The sequence below is a fragment of the Micromonospora sp. WMMD735 genome (assembly GCF_049178995.1).
In the GTDB taxonomy this organism is placed as follows: Bacteria; Actinomycetota; Actinomycetes; order Mycobacteriales; family Micromonosporaceae; genus Micromonospora; species Micromonospora wenchangensis.
On the sequence record NZ_JBMHMJ010000002.1, the window covers coordinates 1,186,297 to 1,210,080 of the forward strand.

Genomic DNA, 23,784 nt, shown 5'->3' on the forward strand with positions numbered 1-23,784 from the left:
GACCTTACCTGGAGGGCGTGTGAAACGGAACTGGGAGGCCCTGGTGCTCAAGGCCATGGGCGGTCGGGACTTCCGGCTGACCGTGCGCGGCACCGAGCCGGTCGGCGACCACTACCGGCGTCTGCTGATGGACGACGGCGGCCTGCTGGCGGCGGCCAAGGTGCACCCCACCATGTGGATCCGGCTCTGGTTCGACGACGCGGGCCGCCCGCACCAGCGGGCGTACACCCTGGTCGACCCGGACCCGGCGACCGGCCGGTTCAGCCTGGAGTTCGCCCTGCACGACGGCTGCGCGGCCCGCTGGGCGGCCCGCGCGCAGGTCGGTGACACCATCGTGGCCACCCTGCAGGGCAGCGCCTTCGCCCTGCCCGACCCGGTCCCCGCCCACCTCTACCTGGTCGGTGACGCCGCCTCGCTGCCGGCGGTGAACAGCCTGCTCGACGCCGCCCCCGACATCCCCGCCACGGTCTGGTTGGAGTACGCCCACCCCGGGGAGCAGGCACTCACCCCCCGCGCCGGGGAGCAGCACCGGGTCACCTGGGTGCCGCGCGGGCAGGACGGGCAGCAGCTCGTCGACACCGTCCGGGCGGAGTTGCCGGCCGCGCCGGACGCCCACTACTGGCTGGCCTGCGAGGCGGGCAGCACCCGCGCGCTCACCTGGCACGTGCGCCGCACCCTCGGTCTGGGCAAGCAGCAGCTCACCGCGTTGGGTTACTGGAGCGCGCGGTGACCGGACGCCTCGGCACGCTCACCACGCTCTACGTCACGCAGTATCTCGGCATCGGGTTCATCACCGTCGGGCTGACCGCCATCCTGCGCGACGGCGGCACCTCACTGGACACCCTGGCCCTGCTCCAGTTCGTCGGCCTGGTCTGGCCGCTGAAGTTCCTCTGGGCCCCGCTGCTCGACAGGTACGGCTCCCGCCGGCACGGGCACTACCGGTCCTGGCTGCTGCCGTTGCAGGCGGGTCTGGTGCTGAGCCTGCTGGCGCTGCTGCCGTTCGCCGACCCGACCCGGCAGCTCGGCCCGGTGGTGGCGATCTGCGCCGCCTACGTCTTCCTCTCCGCCACCCAGGACATCGCGGTCGACGCGGTCGCCGTCCGGGTGCTGTCCGAGGGGACGCGGGGTGCCGGCAACGGCATCCAGGTCGCCGCGAGCTACCTGGGCAACCTGCTCGGTGGCGGCGCGTGCGTGCTGGTCTACGACCGGTTCGGCTGGCTGCCGGCGATCGGTCTGCTGGCCGCGTTGACCGCCGTCGGCCTGGTGGTGGTGTGGCGGCTGCGGGAACCGGACCGGGTCGCCCGGGTGGCCGGCGCCGGGCAGGCGTACCGGGCGCTGCTGTCGGTGTTCGGGCAGCCCGGTTGCCGCTGGTGGACCTTCGGCGTGGTGCCGCTGGTCTACACCGGAGCCGGTGCCGCCTACGCCCTGGTCACCCCGGCGCTGGTCGACGCGGGCTGGTCGCTTTCCCGCATCGGCGTGGTCACCGGTGTGGTGATCAGCGCACCGGCGATCGTCGCCGGCCTGCTCGCCGGGGTCGGGGTGGACCGGTTCGGCCGGGCGCGGCTGCTCGTCGTCGGGGGAGCGGCGCTCGCGGTCTCCACGGTGCTGCTGCTGCCGTTGCTCAACGGGCGGGCGCCGCTGGGATCGACGGTGGCCGCGCTGTGCTGCTTCATGGCCGCGTACACGGTGGCCAACGTGGTGCTCTACGTGGTCAACATGGACTACTCGCGGCCGGGCACCGGGGGGACCGACTTCACCGTGCTGTCGTCGTTCGGGCTGATCTGTTCGTTCCTGGCGGCCTCGGTCGGGCTGGCCGCCGCCGACCGGGTCGGCTATCCCGCCGTCGCGCTCGCCTCGGTGGTGCTGGTCGCCGTCGGCGTCCTGGTCGGACTGGGGCACCAGCGTCGGTTCCGGCCGGGCGCGATCCGGCCGGCCGAGCCGGTGGTTGCGCCCGCCCCGGTCGGCTGAGCCGGTGGGCGGGGCGGGGGTGTCGGCATTGACAAGTAGTTAGGTTAGGGTAGCCTAACTCAGCGAGATCAACTGGGTTGCCGGGACGACCTGACCCGCCCCCGTCCCGCCCGCGCCCCCGTCACCGACCGTCGAGGACTGCTCATGAGCCTGCCCGGATCCACAATCGAGGCCCCCGTGACCGGGACGCGTCCCACCCCGCCCCGCGCCCACCTGTTCACCGCCGGCACCGTCGAGGACTACCGTCGGGCCGTCACCGAGGGCATCGACCGGGTCGCGGCCCGGGTGGCCGGCGTCGACCGGCCCGGCACCGGCATCACCCCCGACGAGCTGGCCCCCCGGGTCGCCGGCATCGACCTGGACCGACCGCTCGGCGACACCGCCGCCGCCCTCGACGAACTGCACGACGTCTACCTGCGCGACGCCGTCTACTTCCACCACCCCCGCTACCTGGCCCACCTCAACTGCCCGGTGGTCATCCCCGCCCTGGTCGGCGAGGCGGTGCTCAGCGCGGTCAACTCCTCCCTGGACACCTGGGACCAGAGCGCCGGCGGCACCCTGATCGAACGTCGCCTGGTCGACTGGACCGCCGGGCGGATCGGCTTCGGTCCGGCCGCCGACGGCGTCTTCACCAGCGGCGGCACCCAGTCCAACCTCCAGGCGCTGCTGCTGGCCCGGGAGGAGGCGTACGCCCGGATCGTCGGCGGCGGCCCCGACCGGCCCAGCCGGCCCGAGGTGCTGTCCCGGCTGCGGATCATCACCTCCACCGCCGGACACTTCAGCGTCCAGAAGGCCGCCAAGCTGCTCGGCCTCGCCGCCGACGCGGTGCTCACCATCGCCACCGACGCCGGCCGGCGGATGCGCACCGACGAACTGGCCGAGACCCTCGACCGGTGCCGTCGCGACGGTCAGACCGTGCTGGCCGTGGTCGCCACCGCCGGGACCACCGACTTCGGCACCATCGACCCGCTGGACCGGATCGCCGAGATCTGCACCGCCGCCGGGGTCTGGCTGCACGTCGACGCCGCGTACGGCTGCGGGCTGCTGGTCTCGCCCACCCGGCGGCACCTGCTGGCCGGCATCGAACGGGCCGACTCGGTCACCGTCGACTACCACAAGTCGTTCTTCCAGCCGGTCAGCTCCAGCGCCCTGGTCGTCCGGGACCGGCGGGTGCTGCGCCACGCCACCTGGCACGCCGACTACCTCAACCCGGCCCGGATGGCCGAGCGGCGGATCCCCAACCAGGTCGACAAGAGCCTGCAGACCACCCGCCGGTTCGACGCCCTCAAGCTCTGGCTCACCCTGCGCACCATGGGCCCCGACGCCATCGGCAGCCTGTTCGACGAGGTGGTCGACCTCGCCGCCGCCGCCTGGCGGCTGCTCGCCGACGACCCCCGCTTCGAGGTGGTCACCCGCTCGCAGTTGAGCACGGTGGTGTTCCGCTACCTGCCCCCCGGTGCCGGCCGGGACGTCGTCGACGACGCCAACCTGTACGCCCGGGAGGCGCTGGCCGCCTCCGGCGCGGCGCTGGTCGCCGGCACCAAGGTCGACGGCGCGCACCACCTCAAGCTCACCCTGCTCAACCCCGAGACCACCCTGGACGACATCGCCCACGTGTGCGACCTGATCGCCGAACACGCCGGCTGGTACGCCCGCACCCGGGCCACCGCCTAGCTGCCCAGCCCCGTCGGCTGACCACCCCGCCCTGGAGAAAACCCCTGTGTCGACCCACGACTTCATCGCCGTCGGGCTGGGCCCGTACAACCTCGGGCTGGCCTGTCTGACCGCGCCGCTCGACGACCTCGACGGCCTGTTCCTCGAAGCCCGCGACGAGTTCGACTGGCACCCCGGCATGCTGCTGGAGTCCACCCGGCTGCAGACGCCGTTCATCGCCGACCTGGTCACCCTGGCCGACCCGACCTCGCCGTACTCGTTCCTCAACTACCTCAAGGAGGTCGGCCGGCTCTACCCGTTCTACATCCGGGAGAGCTTCTTCCCGTTGCGCCACGAGTACAACGACTACTGCCGCTGGGCGGCGGCGAAGCTGCCCTCGGTCCGCTTCGGCCACCAGGTCACCGGCATCTCCTACGACCCCGCCGACGAACGGTACGTGGTGCACGCCGAGGTGGCCGGCGAACGGGTCACCCACCGGGCCCGGCACCTGGTGCTGGGCACCGGCACCCCGCCGTACGTCCCGGACGCCTGCCGGGGCCTCGGCGGCGACGTCATCCACAACTCCCGCTACCGCGAGCACCGGGCGGCGCTGCGCGCCAAGCGCAGCATCACCGTCGTCGGCAGCGGGCAGAGCGCCGCCGAGATCTACCACGACCTGCTCACCGACCTCGGCACCTGTGGCTACCAGCTCAACTGGGTCACCCGGTCGCCGCGCTTCTTCCCCCTCGAATACACCAAGCTCACCCTGGAGATGACCTCCCCGGACTACGTGGACTACTTCCACGCGCTGCCCGAGGCCACCCGCTACCGGCTGGAGGGCGCCCAGAAGAGCCTGTTCAAGGGGATCAACGCCGACCTGATCAACGACATCTTCGACCTGCTCTACGCCCACCGGGTGCACGGGCCGGTGCCGACCCGGCTGCTGACCAACACCGAACTCACCAGCGCCCGGTACGACGAGGCTGCCGGCACGTACACCCTCGGGCTGCGCAACATCGAACAGGAGCGCGACCTCACCCTCGACACCGAGGGGCTGGTGCTGGCCACCGGCTACCACTACCGGGTGCCCGAGTTCCTCGACCCGATCCGCGACCGGCTGCGCTTCGACGCCCACGGCCGCTTCGACGTGGCCCGCAACTACAGCATCGACCACACCGGTCGGGGGGTGTTCCTGCAGAACGCCGGCACCCACACGCACAGCATCACCTCACCCGACCTGGGCATGGGCCCGTACCGCAACTCCTGGATCATCCGGGAGCTGACCGGACGCGAGCACTACCCGATCGAGGACCGGATCGCCTTCCAGGAGTTCGGCGTCCCGGCGGGCGGCACCTCGTGACCCACGTCGTCCACCGCCGGCACGACCCCGCGCTCGGTGAGTTCGCGCTGCGTACCCTCGACCCGGAGGGCGACGCCGGGCTGCTGCACCGCTGGGTGACCCACCCGAAGTCGGCGTTCTGGCTGATGCAGGACGCCGACGTCGACCGGGTCGCCCGGGAGTACCGGGGGATCGCCGACCACCCGCACCACGACGCGTACCTCGGGCTGTGGCGCGGCGAACCGACGTTCCTCGCCGAACGCTACGACCCGGCCCGGGTCGAGCTGGTCGGCCTGCACCCCGCGCAGCCCGGCGACGTCGGCATGCACTTCCTCTGCGCCCCCACCGACCAGCCGGTGCACGGCTTCACCCGGGCCGTCATCACCACCGTCCTGGACTGGCTGTTCGCCGACCCGGCCACCCGACGGGTGGTCGTCGAACCCGACGTGCGCAACACCGCCGTGCACGCCCTCAACGCCGCCGTCGGCTTCACCGTCGTCGGACCGATCCGCAAACCGGAGAAGGACGCCCTGCTCAGCGTCTGTACCCGCGACCAGTTCCTGGCCGCCACCCGAGGAGACGTGCCCGCGTGAACCCCGCCGCATCCGTGGCCCACCTGACCCCCGCCACCTGGGCCCACGCCAACCGGCTGCTGGTCGCCAAGGCGCTTGCCGAGTTCGCCCACGAACGCCTGATCGAGCCCGCCCCCACCGGCGACGACCGGTGGGCCGTCCGCTGCGACGACGACACGGTCGAGTACCGCTTCACCGCCCGCCGGTTCACCCTCGACCACTGGCAGATCGACCCGGAGAGCATCACCAGGCGGCGCGGCGACGAGGACCTGCCGCTCGACGCCGTCGACCTCTGCCTCGAACTGCGCGGCGCGCTCGGCCTCAGCGACGAGGTGCTCCCCGTCTACCTGGAGGAGATCACCTCCACCCTGGCCGGCACCGCCTACAAGCTGACCCGGCCGGCGGTGGGCGCCGACGAGCTGGCCCGCGCCGACTTCCAGGCCATCGAGACGGGGATGACCGAGGGCCACCCGTGCTTCGTGGCCAACAACGGCCGGATCGGCTTCGGCATCGGTGAATACCACGCGTACGCCCCGGAGGCCGGCCGGCCGGTGCGGCTGGTCTGGGTCGCCGCGCACCGCGACCACGCCACCTTCAGCAGCGCCGCCGACCTCGACTACGCCACCCTGCTGCACACCGAACTCGGCCCGGACACCCTGGCCCGGTTCACCGCCACCCTGACCGACGCCGGCCTCGACCCCGACGACTACCTGCTCATCCCGGTGCACCCGTGGCAGTGGTGGAACCGGCTCGCCGTCACCTTCGCCGGGGAGGTCGCCCGGCAGCGCCTGGTCTGCCTCGGCGAGGCCCCCGACGAGTACCTGGCGCAGCAGTCCATCCGGACCTTCTTCAACGTCACCGAGCCGCGCCGGCACTACGTCAAGACCGCGTTGTCCGTGCTGAACATGGGGTTCCTGCGCGGCCTGTCGGCGGCCTACATGGAGGCCACCCCGGCGATCAACGACTGGCTCCTCGACCTGGTCACCGGCGACCCGGTGCTCGCCGGCACCGGGCTGACCATCCTGCGCGAGCGGGCCGCCGTCGGCTACCGCCACCCGCAGTACGAGGCGGCCACCGACCGCTACTCGCCGTACCGCAAGATGCTGGCGGCGCTGTGGCGGGAGAGCCCGGTGTCCGGCCTGGCCCCCGGCCGGCGGCTGTCCACCATGGCCGCCCTGCTGCACACCGACCGCGACGGACGGTCGCTGGCCGCCGCCCTGATCGCCGCGTCCGGCCTGCCCGCGCGGGAGTGGCTGCGCCGCTACCTCGACGCCTACCTGGTGCCGCTGCTGCACAGCTTCTACGCCCACCGGCTGGCCTTCATGCCACACGGTGAGAACGTCATCCTGGTGCTGCACGACGGCGTGGTGGAGCGGGTCATCTTCAAGGACATCGCCGAGGAGATCGTGGTGATGGACCCCGACGCCGACCTGCCGCCGCTGGTACGCCGGGTCCGTGCCGCCATCCCCGACGACGAGCAGTTGCTGACCATCTTCACCGACGTCTTCGACTGCTTCTTCCGCCACCTCAACGCCGTGCTGGCCGGGGCCGGGGTGCTCGACGAGGACGACTTCTGGCGTACCGTCGCCGACTGCGCGACCGACTACGCCGCCCGGGTGCCGCACCTGGCCGACCGGCTGCGCCGGCACGACCTGTTCGCCCCGGAGTTCACCCTGTCCTGCCTCAACCGGCTGCAACTGCGCAACAACCAGCAGATGGTCGACCTCGCCGACCCGTCGGCGGCGCTCCAGTTCGCCGGCACCCTGACCAACCCGCTCGCCCGCTACGCTCCGCCCCGATGACCACCGCGCTGTCCGCCGCGCGGCCCGGCCCGGCGACCCCGCTGCGGTCCCGCTGGCTGATCCTGGCGGTGCTCTGCCTGGCCCAGCTGACCGTGGTGCTGGACAACACGGTGCTCACCGTGGCGGTGCCGGTGCTCACCACCGAGCTGGACGCGAGCACCACCGACATCCAGTGGATGATCAACGCGTACGCGCTGGTGCAGTGCGGGCTGCTGCTCACCGCCGGCAGCGCCGCCGACCGCTACGGCCGCCGCCGGATGCTCGTCGCCGGCCTGGTGCTGTTCGGCGTCGGTTCGCTGGCCGCCGGGCTGGCCCGCTCCGGTGACCAGCTGATCGCCGCCCGTGCCGGCATGGGTGTCGGCGGGGCGCTGCTGGTCACCGCCACCCTCGCCGTCGCCATGCAGGTCTTCGACGGTGCCGAACGCTCCCGGGCGATCGGCATCTGGGCGGCCACCAGCGCCCTCGGGTACGCCGCCGGCCCACCGATCGGCGGGATCATCCTCGCCCACCTGCCGTGGGGGGCCATCTTCCTGGTCAACGTGCCCATCGTGCTGGTCTGCCTGGCGGCCGGCCTCACGTTGGTGCCGGAGTCCCGCGACCCGGTCGGCGGCCGGCCCGACGTCGGCGGGGTGCTGCTGTCCACCGCCGGCCTCACCGGCGTGGTCTGGGCGATCATCGACGGTCCCGGGCGTGGCTGGACGGCACCGGCGGTGCTCGGCGCGGCCGGCGGCGGTGTGCTCCTGCTGGCCGCGTTCGTCTGGTGGGAACGGCGGATCACCGCCCCCATGCTGGACATGCACTTCTTCACCGACAGGCGGTTCGTCGGCGCGGTCACCGGCGTCGTCCTGATCACCTTCGGGTCCACCGGCGCGCTGTTCCTGCTCACCCAGGACCTCCAGTTCGTCCGTGGCTACCCGGCCTGGGAGGCGGGGCTGCGGATGGTGCCGTTCGCGCTGTCCATCGTGCTGCTCAACCTCGGTGGGGTCGCCACCCGGCTGATCCGCCGGCTCGGGGTGCCCGGGGCCATCGCGCTGGGCATGGTGCTGCTCTCCGCCGGTCTCACCCTGGTCACCCACGTCCGCTCCGACGGCTACGCGGTGCTGCTGACCGGGCTGCTGGTGATGGGTTTCGGCTGCGCCCTGGCCAATCCGGCCATCGTCGAGGCGGTGATGAGTTCCATCCCGCCGGCCAAGGCCGGCGTCGGCGCCGGGATCGACGGCACCATGGCCGAGGTGGGCGGCAGCCTCGGCATCGCCGTGCTCGGCGCGGTGCTCAACGCCCGGTTCGCCGCGTTGGTGCCGGTCGCGGTGGCCGGGGCGGGGTCGTATCCGGCCGCGCTGGCCGCCGCCGACGAGACCGAACGCGCCCAGGTCACCGACGCGTTCGCGTCGGCGCTGGTCACCGGGCAGACCGCCGGGGCGGTGGCGGTCCTGGCCGGTGGGCTGCTCGCCGCCGGGCTGCTGCGCCGCGCCGAGCGCACCCGCTGACCGGCCGGGCCGCTCAGAGTTCCGGCAGCCCCGGGTCGTAGTGCAGGTAGTGCTCCGGGCAGACCCAGAGGTAGTCGCCCGACTCCGCCACCACCCGCCGCAGGCCGGCGAACTCCCGCGCCGGGTCCAGCGCGAACAGCAGCTCGCGGACGGCCCGGAAACCGGTTACCTCGTCGCCGCGGAAGGCAGCGTCCGGGGAGTCGGGCACCGCCGGTCGCGGTGGTGTGCCGCGGTCGCCCGGTAGCAGGTTCGTCGCCGCGCCCATCAGGTCGATCTCTGCCTTCAGCCGGGCCATCTCGGCGGCGCGGGCCGGTTCGAGCACACCGAGCAGCCCGGTGACCGCGCCGGTGAGCGGGATCAGCCGCAACACCATGGCCAGCCGCTCCAGGTACGGCCCGGCCCGCAGGAACCAGTCCCGTGACCGGGTGAACGGGTAACCGGGATGCGTACACCGGTGCTGCTGGTCGGGGACCTCGCACCAGAGGCTGAGCTGGAACTGGTGCGTGACCAGTCGGGCCGGGTTGTACCGCGACCTGGGGACCTCGCAGATGCTGACCAGCGCCGGGCAGTCGGCCACCTCGACGGCCAGCATCCGGCGGATGCCGTGCAGCATCAGCGCGGTGTCGCTGGCGATCTCCTCCAGGTGGCCGACGGTGGCGTGCACCGCCGAGATGCTTCGTTCGATCTCGGCGATCCGCCGCTCCTGGCGGGCCAACGCGGCGAAGGCGGGACCCTGCTCAGGGGGGAAACCGCTCAGCAGCAGCCACAGGTCGGTGTCCTGAAGACAGGTGTGGCAGGCCACCACCGTCCGGTTCTCCCGAAGGAACCCGTCGAGCGCGACCAGCGGGAACGTGCCCCGGCACGGCCCGTCGGCAAGCGTGTTGACGCAGGGCACCAGCAGGCGGTAAGCCAGGCCGGGCCACCGGCTGCGCAGCAGGTCCTCGATGGCGTCGCGCAGGATGCTGAAGAAGTAGACCGGGGCACCTCCCTTGACCACCAGGGACAGCCGCCTGTCGTCGTCGAGCTGGATCAACGCATCGAGGTGGTACGCACGGTGCCGCAGGAACACCCCCCGCCGCCAGTGCAGGCCGGTGGAGAACCGGTAGTTGCGGACGGTGAGCCAGGAGATCAACCCTGGGGCCTCGTCGGACAGTTCACAGATCAGGCTGACCGTGTTGACCCGGGGCATCCGCAGCGGCGTCTCCTGCCAGGGCACCTCCGGCTTCTGATAGGGGACCAGCTGGGCGACGAGGCTGCGGTCGTTCTCGGGCAGCCGGTAGGAGACGTCGAACTTCTCCATCAGCCGCAGGAAGTACGGATGGTAGGCGGTCGGGTACTGCTCCCGTCCCGGAGTCGGCGACTGCCAGATCTCGCGCAGCCGGGCATGGTCGAGCACCCCGCCGTCGGCGCGCGTCCGGCGGTCCTCCAGGACGTAGCCGATCGCCCGGGTCAACCACTCCGGTTGCAGGACGATGATGTCGCGCAGCCCGTCGTCCCCGGAGAAGTGCACGACGGTGCCCAGGTCGTGCAGCAGTTCGATGAGCGTCCGTTCGGCATCGGCGTCGAGCTGGTGCTGCGCGCACAGCGCATGGTAGGTGGCGTACGGGATCTGTGGTTCGGTGAAGGTGGCCAGGGCGTCGCGCACGGCCACCCACCGCTTGCTCAGCCGCCGTCCCATCTGCGGGAACCGGGCCGCCTGCCGGGCCAGTTCCGCCTCGATCTGCGTGACGCCCCGGCCGGAGGCGTTGTCCACCACCCACTGGCCGAGCAGCGACGGGGCGAACTTCGCCCGCAGGTGGGGCAGGTCGATCTCGGGTTGCCGCTCGTCGCCGTGGGTGGCCACGATCAGGACCCGGGCGTCCCGGCCGATGCGTAACCGGATCAGCCGCAGCCAGAACTCGATCGCGTTCTCGTCCTGACCCTGCCGGGGCTTCCACACCAGCAGGTACAGCGACCGGCGGGAGAAGAAGAACTGGTGGGTGATCCGGTAGACCTCCTGGCCGCCGAAGTCCCACATCCGCAGGGTGATGTCCACCTCCGGGGTCTCCGGGTGGGGCAGGGCGAGCCTGCTCAGCTCGATCCCGTGGGTGGTCGGCCGGCCCACCAGGAACGGATGCCGGTGCAACGCGCCGACCAGCGAACTCTTGCCCACCTCGCCCTCGCCGACGAGCAGCACCTTGATCTCGTGCAGCGGCACCCCGTCCCGGCCCTCGTCACGCAGGTAGGACAGCAGCGCTGGCAGACCACGCCGGTACAGCTCGCCCAGCGGTTCGGCCAGCCGGTCCGCCCGCGCCCGCAGGGTGATCAGGTCGGGCAGGTCCGCCAGCTCGGTCGGCAGGTCGGTGACGACGGCGTCACCGAGATCGAGTTCGCGTAGCCGGCTCAACTGGCCCGTCTCCGGGGGCAGCCGTACCGGGCCGTCACCGAGCACGGTCAGCCGGAGCAGCCGGGGCAGCCGGAACACCGCCCCGGCGAGCGTGCCGTCGGGGGCCGGCGCCAGGGCCAGCTCCTGCAACGACGGCAGCGCCGAGAAGCCGCGCGGCAGCCAGACGAGCCGGCAGGTCGGTTCGATGTAGAGCCACTCCAGGTGACGGAGCTGCCCGATGCCCGGGGGTAGCTGCTGGTAGTCGCCGTCGAGCCGCAGGCGGCGCAGGGCGGCGCACTCCCACAACTGGCGGGGGATCTCCCGCACCGGGCAACCACCCAGGTCCAGCTCGCGTAGCCGGTGCAGCCGACCGATCTCTGCCGGTAACCCGGTCAGCGCCCCGCCGTTGGCGTCGATCACCTCCAGCCTGCTCAGCGCCCCGATGGTCGGGGGCAGCGTACGTATCCGACTGTGTCGCAGGTCGAGGGTCCGCAACCGGCGCAGGGTGCCGACCGTCGCGGGGAGTTCGGTCTCCCGCGTCCCGGCCAACGACAGGACGGTGCTTCTCGTCCGGTCGGCTTCACTGATCCGGTCGAGCACGGACGTCGACATCCAGCGGTCCCCTGATGACGGTGACGGACGGTGGTGGTGCGGTCGTGCCGCCCGCCCACGTCGAACATGCCGGGGGACGGCAGATCGACGATCGTACTGAGGACGTGCCAGCCGACGTCCGGCTCCTACCGGCCGGGGGAGGGGATCGACTGGGCCGTCCGGACCGACGGCGGGGTGACCGTCGGCCAGGCAGCGGGAATACGCTCCAGCACCCCACCGGCGAACACGTCGCGCAAGCCGAGCGGCTTGAGGTGGACGTACCCGATGTGGCAGTCGCAGAGGGCGGCGTCGCACGCCCGGGGCTTCAGGGCGGCCCGCCACGACCCGTCGTAGAGGTTGCCGATCGGCGTGGGCCGGAAGTGGCAACGGCGCACGGTGCCGTCGCCCGCGACGGAGATCGCCGTCTCCCCGGCGTGGCAGGGCCGGTCGAGCGACGGGTGCGGACGGACGCTCCAGCCGAACAGCGGGTCCAGCGCCGTCCAGGCCGCCTCCTGTTCGGCGGGGTAGCGGTGCCCGTCGGCCGCGTTGACCCACAGGTAGACCGTCTCGGGCAGGGCGGCGCGCAGCGCCCGCGCCTCGGCCAGGTGCTCGGGCAGGCCGACCACCCCGACCGAGTAGCGCACGCCCAGCTCGGACAGCCGGGCGCAGCGGGCGAGGAACCGGTCCCGGGTGACCTGCCCCGGGTGGTACGTCGTCCACAGTGCCGCCGTCGCGAGGTCGGCGTCGGCCAACCAGTCCACCCGGGCGGCCAGGTTGGTCTGGATGACCACCCGGTCGACGTGCGGCAGGTGCGACAGCGTCACCATGGCGTCGCGGTACCAGCTGCGGGTCAGCCCCTCGCCCCACGGGGTGAACAGCACCGACAGCCGCCGGTCGGTGGTGGCCGCCACCCAGCCGGCGAACCGGTCCAGCGCCGCCCGGTCGGCGCGCAGCAGCTCCGGCGGGTCGACCCGCTTGGCGAACGGGCAGTACGGGCAGTCGTAGTTGCAGCTCGCCAACGGCCCCCGGTAGAGCACCGCCAGCTCCGCCCCGAGGTCGTCGGCCCTCGCCCCGGCGTCGGTGGCACCCGCCCCGGCGTCGGTGGCACCCGCCCCGGAACACCCCGACCGCGCCGCCCGGGGCGGGACGGGGTACAGCGGCAGCGCCGTGCGGGGCGGGACGACGTGCGGCGGCCGGGCGGTCACCGGGGCACGTACCCGGTCATCGCCTGCCGGACCCGGGCGGAGGTCAGCCACGGGCCGATCGCGTCGGACCGGGCCAGCCCGGCCGGGGTGAGCCGCAGCCCGTCGGCGTCCGCCCAGCCCCGGTCGGCCAGCCGCCCCAGCTGGGGGAAGTCCTCGCCGGGCGGCCGGCCGAACCGGGCGGCGTAGGCCGCCGCGTCGACCCCCTCGGCGCGCAGCAGCGACTTGAGCAACCACCGGCGGCGCTGCTCGGTGCCGTCGAGGGTGAAGCCGAACTCGGCGTGCCGGAAGTCGTCGGCGGGGCGGGCGAGGTAGTCGTCCAGCACCGCCCGGACCTGCGTCACCGAGACCGCGTAGTCGAACGAGTAGTGCAGCGCGGTGGTGTAGGAGCGCGCCCCGCAGCCCAGGCCGACCATGCCGTCGTCCTGGCAGCAGTAGTCCGGCCCGTCCGGGGTGGGCACGTCGGCACGGCGGAACTGCCGCATCGACTCCTGCCGGTAGCCGGCCGCGCCGAGGACCTGCACCGCCTGCTCGTAGAGGGCCAGCCGGTGGGCGTCCCAGTCGGCCCGGCCGTGCGCCCGCCGACCCAGCCCGGTCAACGGCCGCACGTACAGCGGGTAGAGGTACAGCTCCTCCGGCCGCCAGGCCAGGGCCGCGTCCAGGCTCTCCCGCCAGGTCGCCGCCGTCTGCCCGTCGATGCCGTAGATCAGGTCGATGTTGAGCACGGGGACCGCCGCGGCCCGGATCGCACCGAGCGCCGCCTCGACCTCCGCGCGGCGCTGCGGCCGGCCGGCGGCCCGCGCCTCGACGTCGAGGAAGCTCTGCACGCCGATGCTCACCCGGTGCACCCCGTGCGCCGAGAGCACCGCGAGCCGGTCCGGCGTCGCGGTGGCCGGCGAGGTCTCCACCGCCAGCGGTACGCCGGGCAGCCGCGCCCCGGAGGTGCCGGTGACGATGTCGAACAGGTCGGTCAGCTCGTCGGCGGTCAGGTAGGTGGGGGTGCCCCCGCCGAGCGCCACCCGGGCGTACCCGGCGTCGTCGCCGAGCGCGTCGGCGACCCGTTCGGACTGCCGGCGCAGTTGCCGCAGGTAGGCCGTCACCTGTTCCTGCGGGGCGTTGGCCCGGGTGAACAGGTTGCAGAAGCCGCAGCGCATCTCGCAGAACGGCAGGTGCACGTAGAGGAAGAGCGCGTCGCGGGCCTCGGCCCGCCACACGTCGGCCAGCAGCGGCCGGGGCCGCAGCGCCCGGTAGGAGGTCTTGTGCGGGTACGCGTAGAGGTACTGCTGGTACGGCGAGCCGTCGAGGCCCGTGTCGGTGCTGGTCACCATTCCCCCGGTCGCAGGACGAAGTGGGCGTACGGGACGGTCCACACCACGTCGTGGCCGATCCGGTGGCCGGTGTGCCCGTCCTCGCCGTACGCGGTGCCGTGGTCGGAACAGATGATCGTGAACACCGGCCGTCCCCGCCCGGTGAGCAGGGCGAACAGCCGGTCGACCCGGGAGTCGACGTACTCCAGGGCGGCGGCGTGACTGTCCCGGCTGTCGTGCGCCGCGCCGGGCAGGTGGTGCCGGTTGGGTTGGTGCAGGGCGGCGACGTTGAGGAAGGTGAACACCGGCCGGTCGGCGGGCTGGCCGGGCAGCACCTCGGCCAGCCGGTCGAGCTGCGCGTCCAGGCAGGTGGGGGAGGTGACCCCGAACTCCGGTTCCCAGTGCGCCTCGGCGAACAGACCGGGCAGCACCGACCCGAGCGGGCTGCGCCTGTTGAAGAAGCCCACCCCGCCCAGGCAGAGCGTGTGGTAGCCGGCCCCGGCCAGTGCGGTCGGCAGGTCGGAGGCGTCGAAGACCCAGGTGTCGTCCCCGGCGGTCTCGCTGCCCGGGAACGCCGCCGCGTACAGCCGCTCGTGCCGGCCCGGCCCGACCGGGGTGGGCAGGAAACCGGCGAAGAAGGCGTGGTGCGCGGCGTAGGTGAAGCTGGCGGGGGAGTGCCGCCGCTCCCACCGCCCGCCGGGCAGCACCCGGGCCAGCCGGGGCGTCCGCCCGGCCGCGGCCAGTTCGGCCGCCACGTCGAAGCGCAGCGTGTCGAGGGTGACCAGGCAGATGTCGTGACTGCCGATCAGCGTACGCATCCGACCTCCTCCCGTCGGGTCGTCGCCGGCCCGCCGGCCGCCGTGGCCGTCGCCCGCCACCGGTCCCACCGGCCGCTGGCCAGCGCGTGCACCTGCTCGGCGTAGGTGTCCCGGCCGTCGGCCAGCACCCCGGGCAGCAGGTCGCCGAACGCGTTGACCTCGGCCACCGCGTGCCGCCGCCAGCCCACCAGGAACATCAGGTCGACGCCGACGTGCAGCGACCGGGGGAAGCACGCCGCCGCCCGCTCGCAGGTCCGCATCGCCGCCGCCCAGGACTCCGGGCCGGCCGCCGCCCGCAGCGCGGCCAGGTCGCCACGCGCGTTGCCGAGGTGCAGGTTGGTCAGCGGGCCCCGGGCCGCCCGGACCACGGCGTGGGTGGGCCGGCCGGCGACCACCACCACCCGCAGGTCGACCACCCGGTCGGCCAGCCCGGCCTTGGGCAGCCACCGCTCCACGTGCAGGCCCTCCGGGGCGAGCCGGTCGACCAGCGCCGCGATGGTCGCCTCGTCGTCGTAGCGGCGCAGCCGCAGCGAGTTGAACAGACCGTCCGGGGTGATCTCGATCGGGGTGACCGCCTGCACCCGGTGCGGTCCCACCGCGAGCGCGATCACGCCGGCCGCCGACGAGCCGTGTGCCGGCTTGACGAACACCCGGTGCCAGCCGGCCGCCGTCATCGCCGCCCGCAACTGCGGATAGCCGCCGACCGGCGGGAGCGCCGCCGGCACCGGCACCCCGGCGGCCGACAGCAGCGCGTGGCAGCGGCGCTTGTCGCACAGCGCCGCCACGTCGTCGGGGTGGTTGAGCAGCGTCGCGCCCCCGGCGGCCACCCGGCCCATTCCGGCCACCAGCCCGGCGTACGTGTCGGCGAGGCCGATCAGCTCCCCGTGCCGGGCGGGGGTGGCCGCGCCGCGCAGCAGCCGGTCCACCTCCGCGTCCTCGCCGGGGGAGTCGACCCGGACCAGGGCGTCGGCGTCCGGCGGGGCGGCCCCGGTGAGCACCCGCGCCCAGGGCAGCACCGCCGGGTCGGGCAACCCCGCCTCGCGTACGGCCCGCCGGAACAGCGCGACCCGCCGGTTGTCGGGGTTGCCCACCACGGTCAGTCGCATGTCACTCCGACACCGCCGTGTAGCGGTAGGTCTCCCCGTCGTCCTCGTCCGGTTCCTGCGGCTCGGAGACGTCCACCTCGACGCCGGGCAACGCGGCGACCACCCGGTTGGCGGCCTCCTCCGACAGGTAGTGGTGGTGCAGGTCGAGGGCGGACAGGTGGGTCAGGGACTGCCCGGCGAGCAGCGCGGCCAGCCCGTCGTCGGACAGAGTGCCCAGTGACAGGTCGAGCCGCTCCAGCCGGGGCACCACGGCGGCGGTGGCGAGCGCGGCGGCCAGCTCGTCGGCGATCTCGGCGTTGCGCAGCCCGAGCCGGCGCAGCGCCGGGAAGAGCTTGCCGGCCAGCAGCGCGTCCAGGTCGGCCACGGTGGTGTCCCCGCCGTAGTCGTCGGTGCCCAGCCACAGGTCCAGGTGGTGCAGCGCGGGCAGCTCCGAGGCCAGCACCGCGGCGACGAACTCCCGGGACAGGCCGCCGCTCTGCACGGACAGCGTCCGCAGCCGCCCGTGCCGCACCGGGGAGAAGCTGAAATCCTCGCCGCCGCGTACCCGCAGCACCTCCAGCTCCGGGTAGGCGGTCAGCAACGGGCTGACGTCGCCGACCCGCATCCAGGAGACCTCGCACTCCTCGGTGACCATGTCGCCCAGGAACAGGGCCCGTAGCCGGGGCAGCCGGTCCGCCGCCGCGCAGAGCTGGGCGATCGGGGCGTGGTGGAACGCCGCGTATCCCCAGGCCCCGACGACGAGCGCCTCGACCTGGTCACCGAGCTGCTCGACGAACCTGTCGAACCGGTCCCGGAACTGCTCCGACAGGATGTCCTGCCGGGTGTCGCCGTCGAAGTGCCAGTCGGCGATCCGCCAGCAGACCGGGCCGTCCACAACGGGTGGCGGCCCGTCGGCGGGGAACTCGACCACCGGCCGGCCGGCGAACGTCCGGGCGTGGGAACCGAAGGTCATCGTCGCTCACTCCCCGACCGCGGTGAACCGGTAGACCGTGCCGTGGTACTCGTCGGGCGTCTGCGGGTCGTCCAGGTCGACCTGGACACCGGGCAGCGCGTCCACCAGCCGCTGTGCGACCTCGGGCGAGAGGAAGTGGTGGTGCAGGTCGAGCCGGCGCAGGTGGGTCAGCGGTTGCCCGGCCAGCAGCGCCTCGGCGCCCGGGTCGGTGAGCACCCCCATCGACAGGTCGAGCACCTCCAGCCGGGACACCACCGGGGCGGTGGCCACCGCCTGCGCGACGTGGTCGGCGAACTCGGCGTTGCAGACCGCCAGGTGCCGCAGCTCGGGCAGCCGGTCGCCGGTCAGGACGGCGGCCAGGTCGTCGACGCCGGTGTCGCCGCCGTAGTCCTGCCGGCCGAGCCACAGGTCGAGCCGGCGCAGGGCGGGCAGGTCACAGTCGCCCACCGCCCGGGTCACCTCGGCCGGCAGGCCGCCGGTCTGGAAGCCCAGCTCCCGCAGCCCGGTGTGGCGTACCGGTTGCAGGGTCAGCTCGTTGGCCCCGCGTACCCACAGCGTCTCCAGCTCCGGGTAGGCGGTCAGCAGCGAGGTGAGGTCACCGTGGGTGAGCCAGGAGATCTCGCACTGCTCGCTGACCAGGTCGGCCAGGAACACCGCGCGCAGGGCGGTCCAGTCTTTCGCGGCGTCGGCCAGCAGGTCGACCGGGAGCGCCCGCTCGTACGCCGAGCCCCACTCGCCGATCACCAGGGCGCGGACCGCGTCACCGGGCACCTCGGCCCGCAGCGCCGCGACCAGGCCGGCGAACTCCTCCGGCTCGGCCTCGAAGTCCTCGACCTCCAGCCGCCAGGCGACGGCCGACGGGTCGTCGGGCAGGGTCATCCCCGGTGTGAAGGGGACCACCGGCATTCCGGCGAACGACGACAAGTGCGAACGGATCACGCCTACCTCCGGCTCGACTGGTGTGACAGCGGCGCGACCGTAACAGGCCCGACCGACAGGATGATCAGCACCGGGTGACCGGACGGGTCCGCCTCCACCGGGGGTGTCCGGTCGGTGACGCTTTACAGCGGAAGGCGGGTGTGGGAGGCTCAGGAAAGCGCTCCCACGGCTGTCCGTGTCGGATACCCCTGGGGAGTTCGTTCGTGAGAAATCGCACCCGGCGGGCGGCGTCGATCGTCGCCACCGCCGTCACCACCACCCTCGTCGCCGGCGTGGTTACCGCCGTCTCGGCGCAGGCCGCCGCCGGTTGTCAGGTCACCTACCAGGTGGGCGCCCAGTGGGCCGGCGGCTTCACCGCCGCCATCTCGATCAGGAACCTGGGCGATCCCGTCACCGGCTGGCGGCTCGGCTGGACCTTCCCGGCGGGGCAGACCATCACCAGCGCGTGGGGCTTCACCGCCAGCCCGACCAGCGGCGCCGTGGTCGCCACCAACCTCGACTACAACGCCGCCATCGCCACCGGCGGTGTCGTGGACGTCGGCTTCAACGGCACCTGGACCGGCAGCAACCCCGACCCGGCCGGCTTCACCCTCAACGGCACCGCCTGCACGGGGTCGACCACCCCCACCACCGCCGCGCCGACGACGCCACCGCCCCCGACCACGCCGCCGCCGACGACGCCGCCACCCACCACCCCGCCGCCGACGACGCCGCCACCCACCACGCCGCCGCCGCCGACCACGCCGCCCCCGACCACGCCGCCGCCGACCAGCGGGACGCCCACGGTCGCCTCGGACGGCACCGGCAGGTACCGCACGGTCCAGGCCGCCCTCGACGCGGTGCCGGCGAACAGTTCCAGCCGTACCACGATCACCATCAAGCCCGGCACCTACCGCGAGGTCGTCCGGGTGGCGTCGAACAAGACCAACGTCACCCTGCGCGGCCTCGGCTCGGCGCCGTCGAACGTCGTGCTGGTCTACAACAACTCCGCCGGCACCCGCAAGCCGGACGGCACGACCTACGGCACCTTCAACAGCGCGAGCATGTTCGTCGACGGGGCGAACTTCGTCGCCGAGAACCTGACCATCGCCAACGACTTCGTGGAGAACTCCTCGGGGGTCGACCAGCAGGCGGTGGCGCTGCACCTGAACGCCGACCGGGCGGTGCTGCGCAACGTCCGGCTCCTCGGTGACCAGGACACCTTCCTGGTCAACGACAAGACCCGGGCGTACGTGGTGGGCTCCTACGTGGAGGGCACCGTCGACTTCATCTTCGGCGGCGGCACGATCGTCATCGACGGCAGTTCGATCTACGAGAAGCGGTCGACGGGTGGACCGATCACCGCCGCGCGAACGCCGGCCAGCAAGACGTACGGAATGCTGATCTACCGGTCGACGATCACCGGGGCGACGAACAACACCACCCAGCTCGGCCGCCCGTGGGGGCCGGACGCCCAGGTCCTCTACCGCGAGTCGACGCTGAGCGCGACCATGAAGACCGCCCAGCCCTGGACCGACATGTCCGGCAACGTGTGGCAGAACGCGCGGTTCCGCGAGTACCGCAACACCGGGCCCGGTGCCGGCACCAACGGCAACCGTCCCCAGCTCAGCGACGCCCAGGCGGCCACCTACACGCCGCAGCGGTACCTGGCCGGCAGCGACGGCTGGAACCCGATGTGAGCGTGTGACGTGACGGTGGACGAGGAGCACCCGGGGTGACGCCGGTCCCCGCGTCGGGTGCCGACGCGGGGACGGTCCGCGGCACGGGCCGGGCCGGTCAGCCGACCGACCGGCCCGGCCCGTGCCGCTCGACCGGGCAGGTGCCCTCGCGCTCCTCGATGAGGGCGCGACGCAGTCGTTGCCGCTCACGGCGGCTGACCAGGAACTCGGTGGCCGCCGTGGCCAGGCAGACCAGGGCCAGCCAGGCCAGCGCCCGTAGGGCGGGGATGCCGGCGGTGACCGGCAGCAGGGCGAGCAGCGTCGCGGCGGCGACCAGCCGGGGCCAGATCAGGTTCCGGCAGGTACGGCTGAGCCGCCACTGGAACGTCGCGTGGGAGAGCAGGAAGGTGACCACGCCGCCGTACAGCGCGTAGCGGCCGGTGTGGTCCAGCGGCTGACCGCCCGTGTAGGTGCCGGCCTCCCCGACGAGGGTGGGCATGTGCTTGAAGCCCAGGGCCAGCAGCATGATGCCGGCGATCATCGGCAGGTGCAGGAAGGAGTAGCAGTCCCGGGCGAGCGCGGTCCGTTCGGCCGGTGGGGCGGCGCGCAGGGCGTGCTCGCCGACCAGCGTCGACAGGTCGATGTAGATCCACTCCAGTGCGCCCGCCACCACCACCGCGAGGGCAGAGGCAGTCAGTAGGCCGATCGAGTTGGTGAGCTGGGAGCCGGCGATGCCGACCGCGATCAGCACCTCCCCGAGGGCGGCGATGACGATCAGGTTGTGCCGTTCGGTCCAGTGCCGGGCGGAGAAGATCCTGCGCGGCGGCAGCGGCAGGGCCTGGCCGGCGACATAGTCGACGATGCCGGCCAGCACCCACAGCAGCACCTGCGCGGCGACCATCCGGTCGGTGGGCAGCGCGGTGCGCGGCAGCAGCGCCGCGCCGGTCAGCAGCGCCGCGGCCAGGACCGGGGGCCCGGTGAGCGCCAGGACGTCGCGGGCCCGCAGCTCCGGCGACGAGTACAGGCGCAGGCCCAGGTAGCAGCACCGTACGGCGAGATAGCAGCCCACGAACCACAGCGGTGTGTCGATCCCGCCCGGTGAGTCCTGGAACGCCTCCCGGGTGGTGACGGCGAGCACGAACATCACCGGGGTGGTGGCCAGCAGGGTGAGCCGGGCGATGCCGTAGTTGGCGCGTACCCGGTTGCCGAGCCAGGCGAACAGCGACCAGGACCACCACAGCAGGCTCAGCACGAGCAGCCCGTGCAGCACGCCCAGGTCGTTGTCCTCGGCGATCATCAGGGTGGTGACCTGGAGGAACGCGAAGACGAACACCAGGTCGAAGAAGACCTCGGTGGTGCTCACCCGGGTGGCTTCGGTGACCGGCCGCAGGCCCCGGCGTAACGACGTGGTCACCGGTGCCATGCGGTGCCGGCCCGGCCGGCGGGCGGACGGGTCACGGCACCCCCTCGTGACGGTACGGACGACGCCGGGTTCCCGGCGCGACGTAGGGCAAACCCCCCGTTCGGAGCGGTGGCGACGCCGGGTGGCCGGCACACCGCACGCTGCAACTCCTTACGGATCATTGCCGGCGGATGTCGAAAAGTTTGCCGCAAGCTCTTGCAAAACCTTTCATCGATGCCGCATCGTCTTCTCCACCGGACGGCCGTCCCACCGTCAAGCGCCTCTTCGACCCCCGGAAGTAGGTCAACTCCCGATGTCCACACCCCGCGTCTCCCGGGGAACCCGTCTGCGACGGGGTCTCCTCGCCCTCGCCGTCACCGCCACCTCCCTCGCCGGCCTGAGCGCGTTGCCGGCGACCGTTCCCGCCTCCGCCGCCGTCGCCCTCAACGACAGCGAGGTCACCGCGAATCTCTGGGAATGGAACTGGCGCTCCGTCGCCGCCGCGTGCACCGACCACCTCGGCCCGGCCGGCTACGGCGCGGTGCAGGTCGCCCCGCCGCAGGAGTCGGTCAGCCTGCCGAGCAGCGCCGACGGCGTCCACCCCTGGTACGAGGTCTACCAGCCGGTCTCCTACCGGTTGGAGAGCCGGTTCGGCACCCGGCAGCAGTTCGCCGACATGGTCACCACCTGCCACGCCGCCGGCGTGCGGGTGTACGTCGACGCGGTGGTCAACCACATGGCCGGCGCCAACAACCCCGAGTCGGTCGTCGGGTACGCCGGCACCGACTTCTCCGGCCCCGGTTACAGCTTCCCCGCCGTGCCCTACGGCACCGGCGACTTCCACCGCCCGGGGGACAACTGCCCGACCTCCGGTGCGATCAACGACTGGAACAACGAGGCCCAGGTGACCAGCTGCGAGCTGCTGTCCCTGACCGACCTCTACACCGAGAAGGACAGCGTCCGCACCAAGATCGCCGGGTTCCTCAACGATCTGGTCGGCCTCGGCGTCGACGGGTTCCGGGTGGATGCGGTCAAGCACGTCAAGAAGGACGACTTCGCCGCGATCCTCGGCAAGGTGCGCAACACCACCGCCGAGAACAAGCGTCCGTACGTCGCCCAGGAGATCTTCGACGGAGCCAGCAACGACGCGCTCAAGGCGCGTGCCTTCACCGGCAACGGCGACGTGCTCGACTTCGGGTACGCCAAGGGCCTGAAGTCCGCGTTCCAGGGTTCGATCGCCAACCTGGCCAACGTCGGCAGCTGGAACCTCGACGCGCCCAGTGCCAACGTGTTCGCCATGGTCACCAACCACGACCTGGAACGCGACGGGGTGGTGCTGTCCTACCGCGACGGCAGCGACTACGTCCTGGCCAACTACTTCGCGCTGGCCTACCCGCACGGCAAGCCGTCGGTCTACGACAGCTTCACCTGGTCCAACCGCAACCAGTCGCCGCCCGCCGACGGCAACGGCTACGTCACCGACACCGTCTGCGGCGGCAGTTGGAACTGTCTGACCCGGTCCACCGGGATCAAGGGCATGGTCGGCTGGGCGAACGCCGCGAAGTCGGTCAGGACCGTCTCCGACTTCACCGTGGTCAACAGCAACGTCATCGGCTTCCACCGGGGCGACCGCGCCTGGATCGGGATCAACGACTCCGGGTCTGCCACCACCGCCACCTTCACCACCGGCCTGGCCGACGGGTCGTACTGCGACGTGATCTCCGGGGCGCGGGGCGGGTCCGGCTGCACCGGCACGACGGTGACCGTCAGCGGTGGCCGGGCCACCGTGCAGATCCCCGCCAACGGCGCGGTGGCGCTGCACGTCAACGCGAAGGCCGGCCCGGCGCCCACGCCCACCGCCACCCCGACGCCCACGCCCACCGCCACGCCGACGCCGACCGCGCCGGCCGGCTCCGTCGCCACCACCTTCACCGTGACCGCCACGCTGAGCGGTGACCAGAGCGCCTACGTCGTCGGCAGCGTCCCGGCGCTGGGCTCGTGGGCCCCGGCCGCCGCCGTCGCGCTGACCGCGCAGGGTGGGGGGACGTACCGGGCGGTGGTCACCCTGCCGGCGTCCTCGACGGTGGAGTTCAAGTTCCTCAAGAAGACCGCGGCCGGCGTCGTGACCTGGGAGTCGGGGAGCAACCGGACGCTGACCACGCCGAGCGGCGGCACCGCGTCGGTCACCGACACCTTCCGGGGTGACCCGGCCGGCACCCAGGGCGCGTCGTTCACCGTCAACGCCACCACCGCGTACGGGCAGAACGTCTACGTGGTGGGCAGCGTCGCGGCGCTCGGCTCGTGGAACCCGGCCGGCGCGGTGGCGCTCTCCTCGGCCGCCTACCCGCTGTGGCGGGCCACGGTCGCCCTGCCGGCGAACACGACGTTCGAGTACAAGTACCTCAAGAAGAACCCGAACGGCACGGTGACCTGGGAGTCCGGTGGCAACCGCAGCGGCACCGTCGGGTCCACCGGCTCGTGGAGCGCCAACGACACCTGGCGGTGACGCCTGGCGGATCACGGCGGCCGATCCCTTTCCGGGGGTCGGCCGCCGTGCCGTTCGACCTCCGGTCGGTTTCGACCCCATCAGGTTGACGGATGTCGATGCCCTCTCGTATCGTCC

General features: G+C 72.8%; 17 protein-coding genes. 9 read left to right on the forward strand and 8 right to left on the reverse strand.

The annotated features are described in order from the left end of the window. Nucleotides 1-19 precede the first annotated feature (19 nt). From ACN268_RS05190 to ACN268_RS05220, 7 genes are all read left to right on the forward strand, one after another. A complete protein-coding gene (locus tag ACN268_RS05190) occupies nt 20-730 on the forward strand; it encodes a siderophore-interacting protein (RefSeq protein ID WP_421481979.1) in 711 nt (236 codons plus the stop codon). Continuing rightward, nucleotides 727-1,968, forward strand: coding sequence for an MFS transporter (locus ACN268_RS05195; RefSeq protein WP_421481980.1), 1,242 nt, complete (start codon nt 727-729; stop codon nt 1,966-1,968). The genes ACN268_RS05190 and ACN268_RS05195 overlap by 4 nt, the downstream gene beginning before the upstream one ends. Nucleotides 1,969-2,112: 144 nt before the next feature. Next, nucleotides 2,113-3,642, forward strand: coding sequence for a pyridoxal phosphate-dependent decarboxylase family protein (locus ACN268_RS05200; protein ID WP_421481982.1), 1,530 nt, complete (start codon nt 2,113-2,115; stop codon nt 3,640-3,642). A gap of 46 nt (nt 3,643-3,688) precedes the next feature. Continuing rightward, nucleotides 3,689-4,981, forward strand: a complete 1,293-nt coding sequence (locus ACN268_RS05205; RefSeq protein ID WP_421481983.1) for a lysine N(6)-hydroxylase/L-ornithine N(5)-oxygenase family protein — start codon at nt 3,689-3,691, stop codon at nt 4,979-4,981. Further along, the gene (locus tag ACN268_RS05210) at nt 4,978-5,553 is read left to right on the forward strand and encodes a GNAT family N-acetyltransferase (RefSeq protein ID WP_421481984.1); all 576 of its coding nucleotides are present in this window, start codon (nt 4,978-4,980) and stop codon (nt 5,551-5,553) included. Before ACN268_RS05205 ends, ACN268_RS05210 begins: the two co-directional genes overlap by 4 nt. Then, nucleotides 5,550-7,334, forward strand: a complete 1,785-nt coding sequence (locus ACN268_RS05215) for an IucA/IucC family protein (RefSeq protein WP_421481985.1) — start codon at nt 5,550-5,552, stop codon at nt 7,332-7,334. Before ACN268_RS05210 ends, ACN268_RS05215 begins: the two co-directional genes overlap by 4 nt. Next, on the forward strand, nt 7,331-8,821 hold the full coding sequence (locus tag ACN268_RS05220; RefSeq protein WP_421481986.1) for an MFS transporter: 1,491 nt from the start codon (nt 7,331-7,333) through the stop codon (nt 8,819-8,821). The genes ACN268_RS05215 and ACN268_RS05220 overlap by 4 nt, the downstream gene beginning before the upstream one ends. A 13-nt stretch (nt 8,822-8,834) precedes the next feature. Here ACN268_RS05220 and ACN268_RS05225 read toward each other — a convergent pair whose 3' ends face one another. The 7 genes from ACN268_RS05225 to ACN268_RS05255 form a co-directional block, all read right to left on the reverse strand. Continuing rightward, complete coding sequence (locus ACN268_RS05225; RefSeq protein ID WP_421481987.1) at nt 8,835-11,798, reverse strand: COR domain-containing protein; 2,964 nt, start codon at nt 11,796-11,798, stop codon at nt 8,835-8,837. 125 nt (nt 11,799-11,923) lie between these two features. Beyond that, nucleotides 11,924-12,982 carry an STM4011 family radical SAM protein gene (locus ACN268_RS05230; RefSeq protein WP_421481989.1) on the reverse strand — a complete coding sequence of 353 codons (1,059 nt, stop codon included), beginning with the start codon at nt 12,980-12,982 and terminating at the stop codon, nt 11,924-11,926. Continuing rightward, nucleotides 12,979-14,304: an STM4012 family radical SAM protein gene (locus ACN268_RS05235; protein WP_421481990.1), complete on the reverse strand. Its 1,326-nt coding sequence runs from the start codon at nt 14,302-14,304 to the stop codon at nt 12,979-12,981. Before ACN268_RS05235 ends, ACN268_RS05230 begins: the two co-directional genes overlap by 4 nt. Next, nucleotides 14,301-15,104: an STM4013/SEN3800 family hydrolase gene (locus ACN268_RS05240; protein WP_421481991.1), complete on the reverse strand. Its 804-nt coding sequence runs from the start codon at nt 15,102-15,104 to the stop codon at nt 14,301-14,303. Before ACN268_RS05240 ends, ACN268_RS05235 begins: the two co-directional genes overlap by 4 nt. Continuing rightward, the gene (locus ACN268_RS05245; RefSeq protein WP_421481992.1) at nt 15,092-16,210 is read right to left on the reverse strand and encodes an STM4014 family protein; all 1,119 of its coding nucleotides are present in this window, start codon (nt 16,208-16,210) and stop codon (nt 15,092-15,094) included. The genes ACN268_RS05240 and ACN268_RS05245 overlap by 13 nt, the downstream gene beginning before the upstream one ends. A 1-nt stretch (nt 16,211) precedes the next feature. Then, nucleotides 16,212-17,162 (reverse strand): STM4015 family protein, encoded by a 951-nt coding sequence (locus ACN268_RS05250; RefSeq protein WP_421481993.1) that lies wholly within the window; start codon nt 17,160-17,162, stop codon nt 16,212-16,214. Nucleotides 17,163-17,168: 6 nt separating this feature from the next. Further along, a complete protein-coding gene (locus ACN268_RS05255) occupies nt 17,169-18,101 on the reverse strand; it encodes an STM4015 family protein (RefSeq protein WP_421481994.1) in 933 nt (310 codons plus the stop codon). A gap of 203 nt (nt 18,102-18,304) precedes the next feature. Between ACN268_RS05255 and ACN268_RS05260 the strand changes: the two genes are divergently transcribed. Beyond that, nucleotides 18,305-19,780: a pectinesterase family protein gene (locus ACN268_RS05260; protein WP_421481995.1), complete on the forward strand. Its 1,476-nt coding sequence runs from the start codon at nt 18,305-18,307 to the stop codon at nt 19,778-19,780. A 97-nt stretch (nt 19,781-19,877) separates the two neighbouring features. Here ACN268_RS05260 and ACN268_RS05265 read toward each other — a convergent pair whose 3' ends face one another. Next, a complete protein-coding gene (locus ACN268_RS05265) occupies nt 19,878-21,173 on the reverse strand; it encodes a low temperature requirement protein A (protein WP_421481996.1) in 1,296 nt (431 codons plus the stop codon). Nucleotides 21,174-21,474: 301 nt separating this feature from the next. Here ACN268_RS05265 and ACN268_RS05270 point away from each other — a divergent pair, with 301 nt between their 5' ends. Then, on the forward strand, nt 21,475-23,667 hold the full coding sequence (locus tag ACN268_RS05270) for a carbohydrate-binding module family 20 domain-containing protein (protein ID WP_421481997.1): 2,193 nt from the start codon (nt 21,475-21,477) through the stop codon (nt 23,665-23,667). The last annotated feature ends 117 nt before the right edge of the window (nt 23,668-23,784 follow it).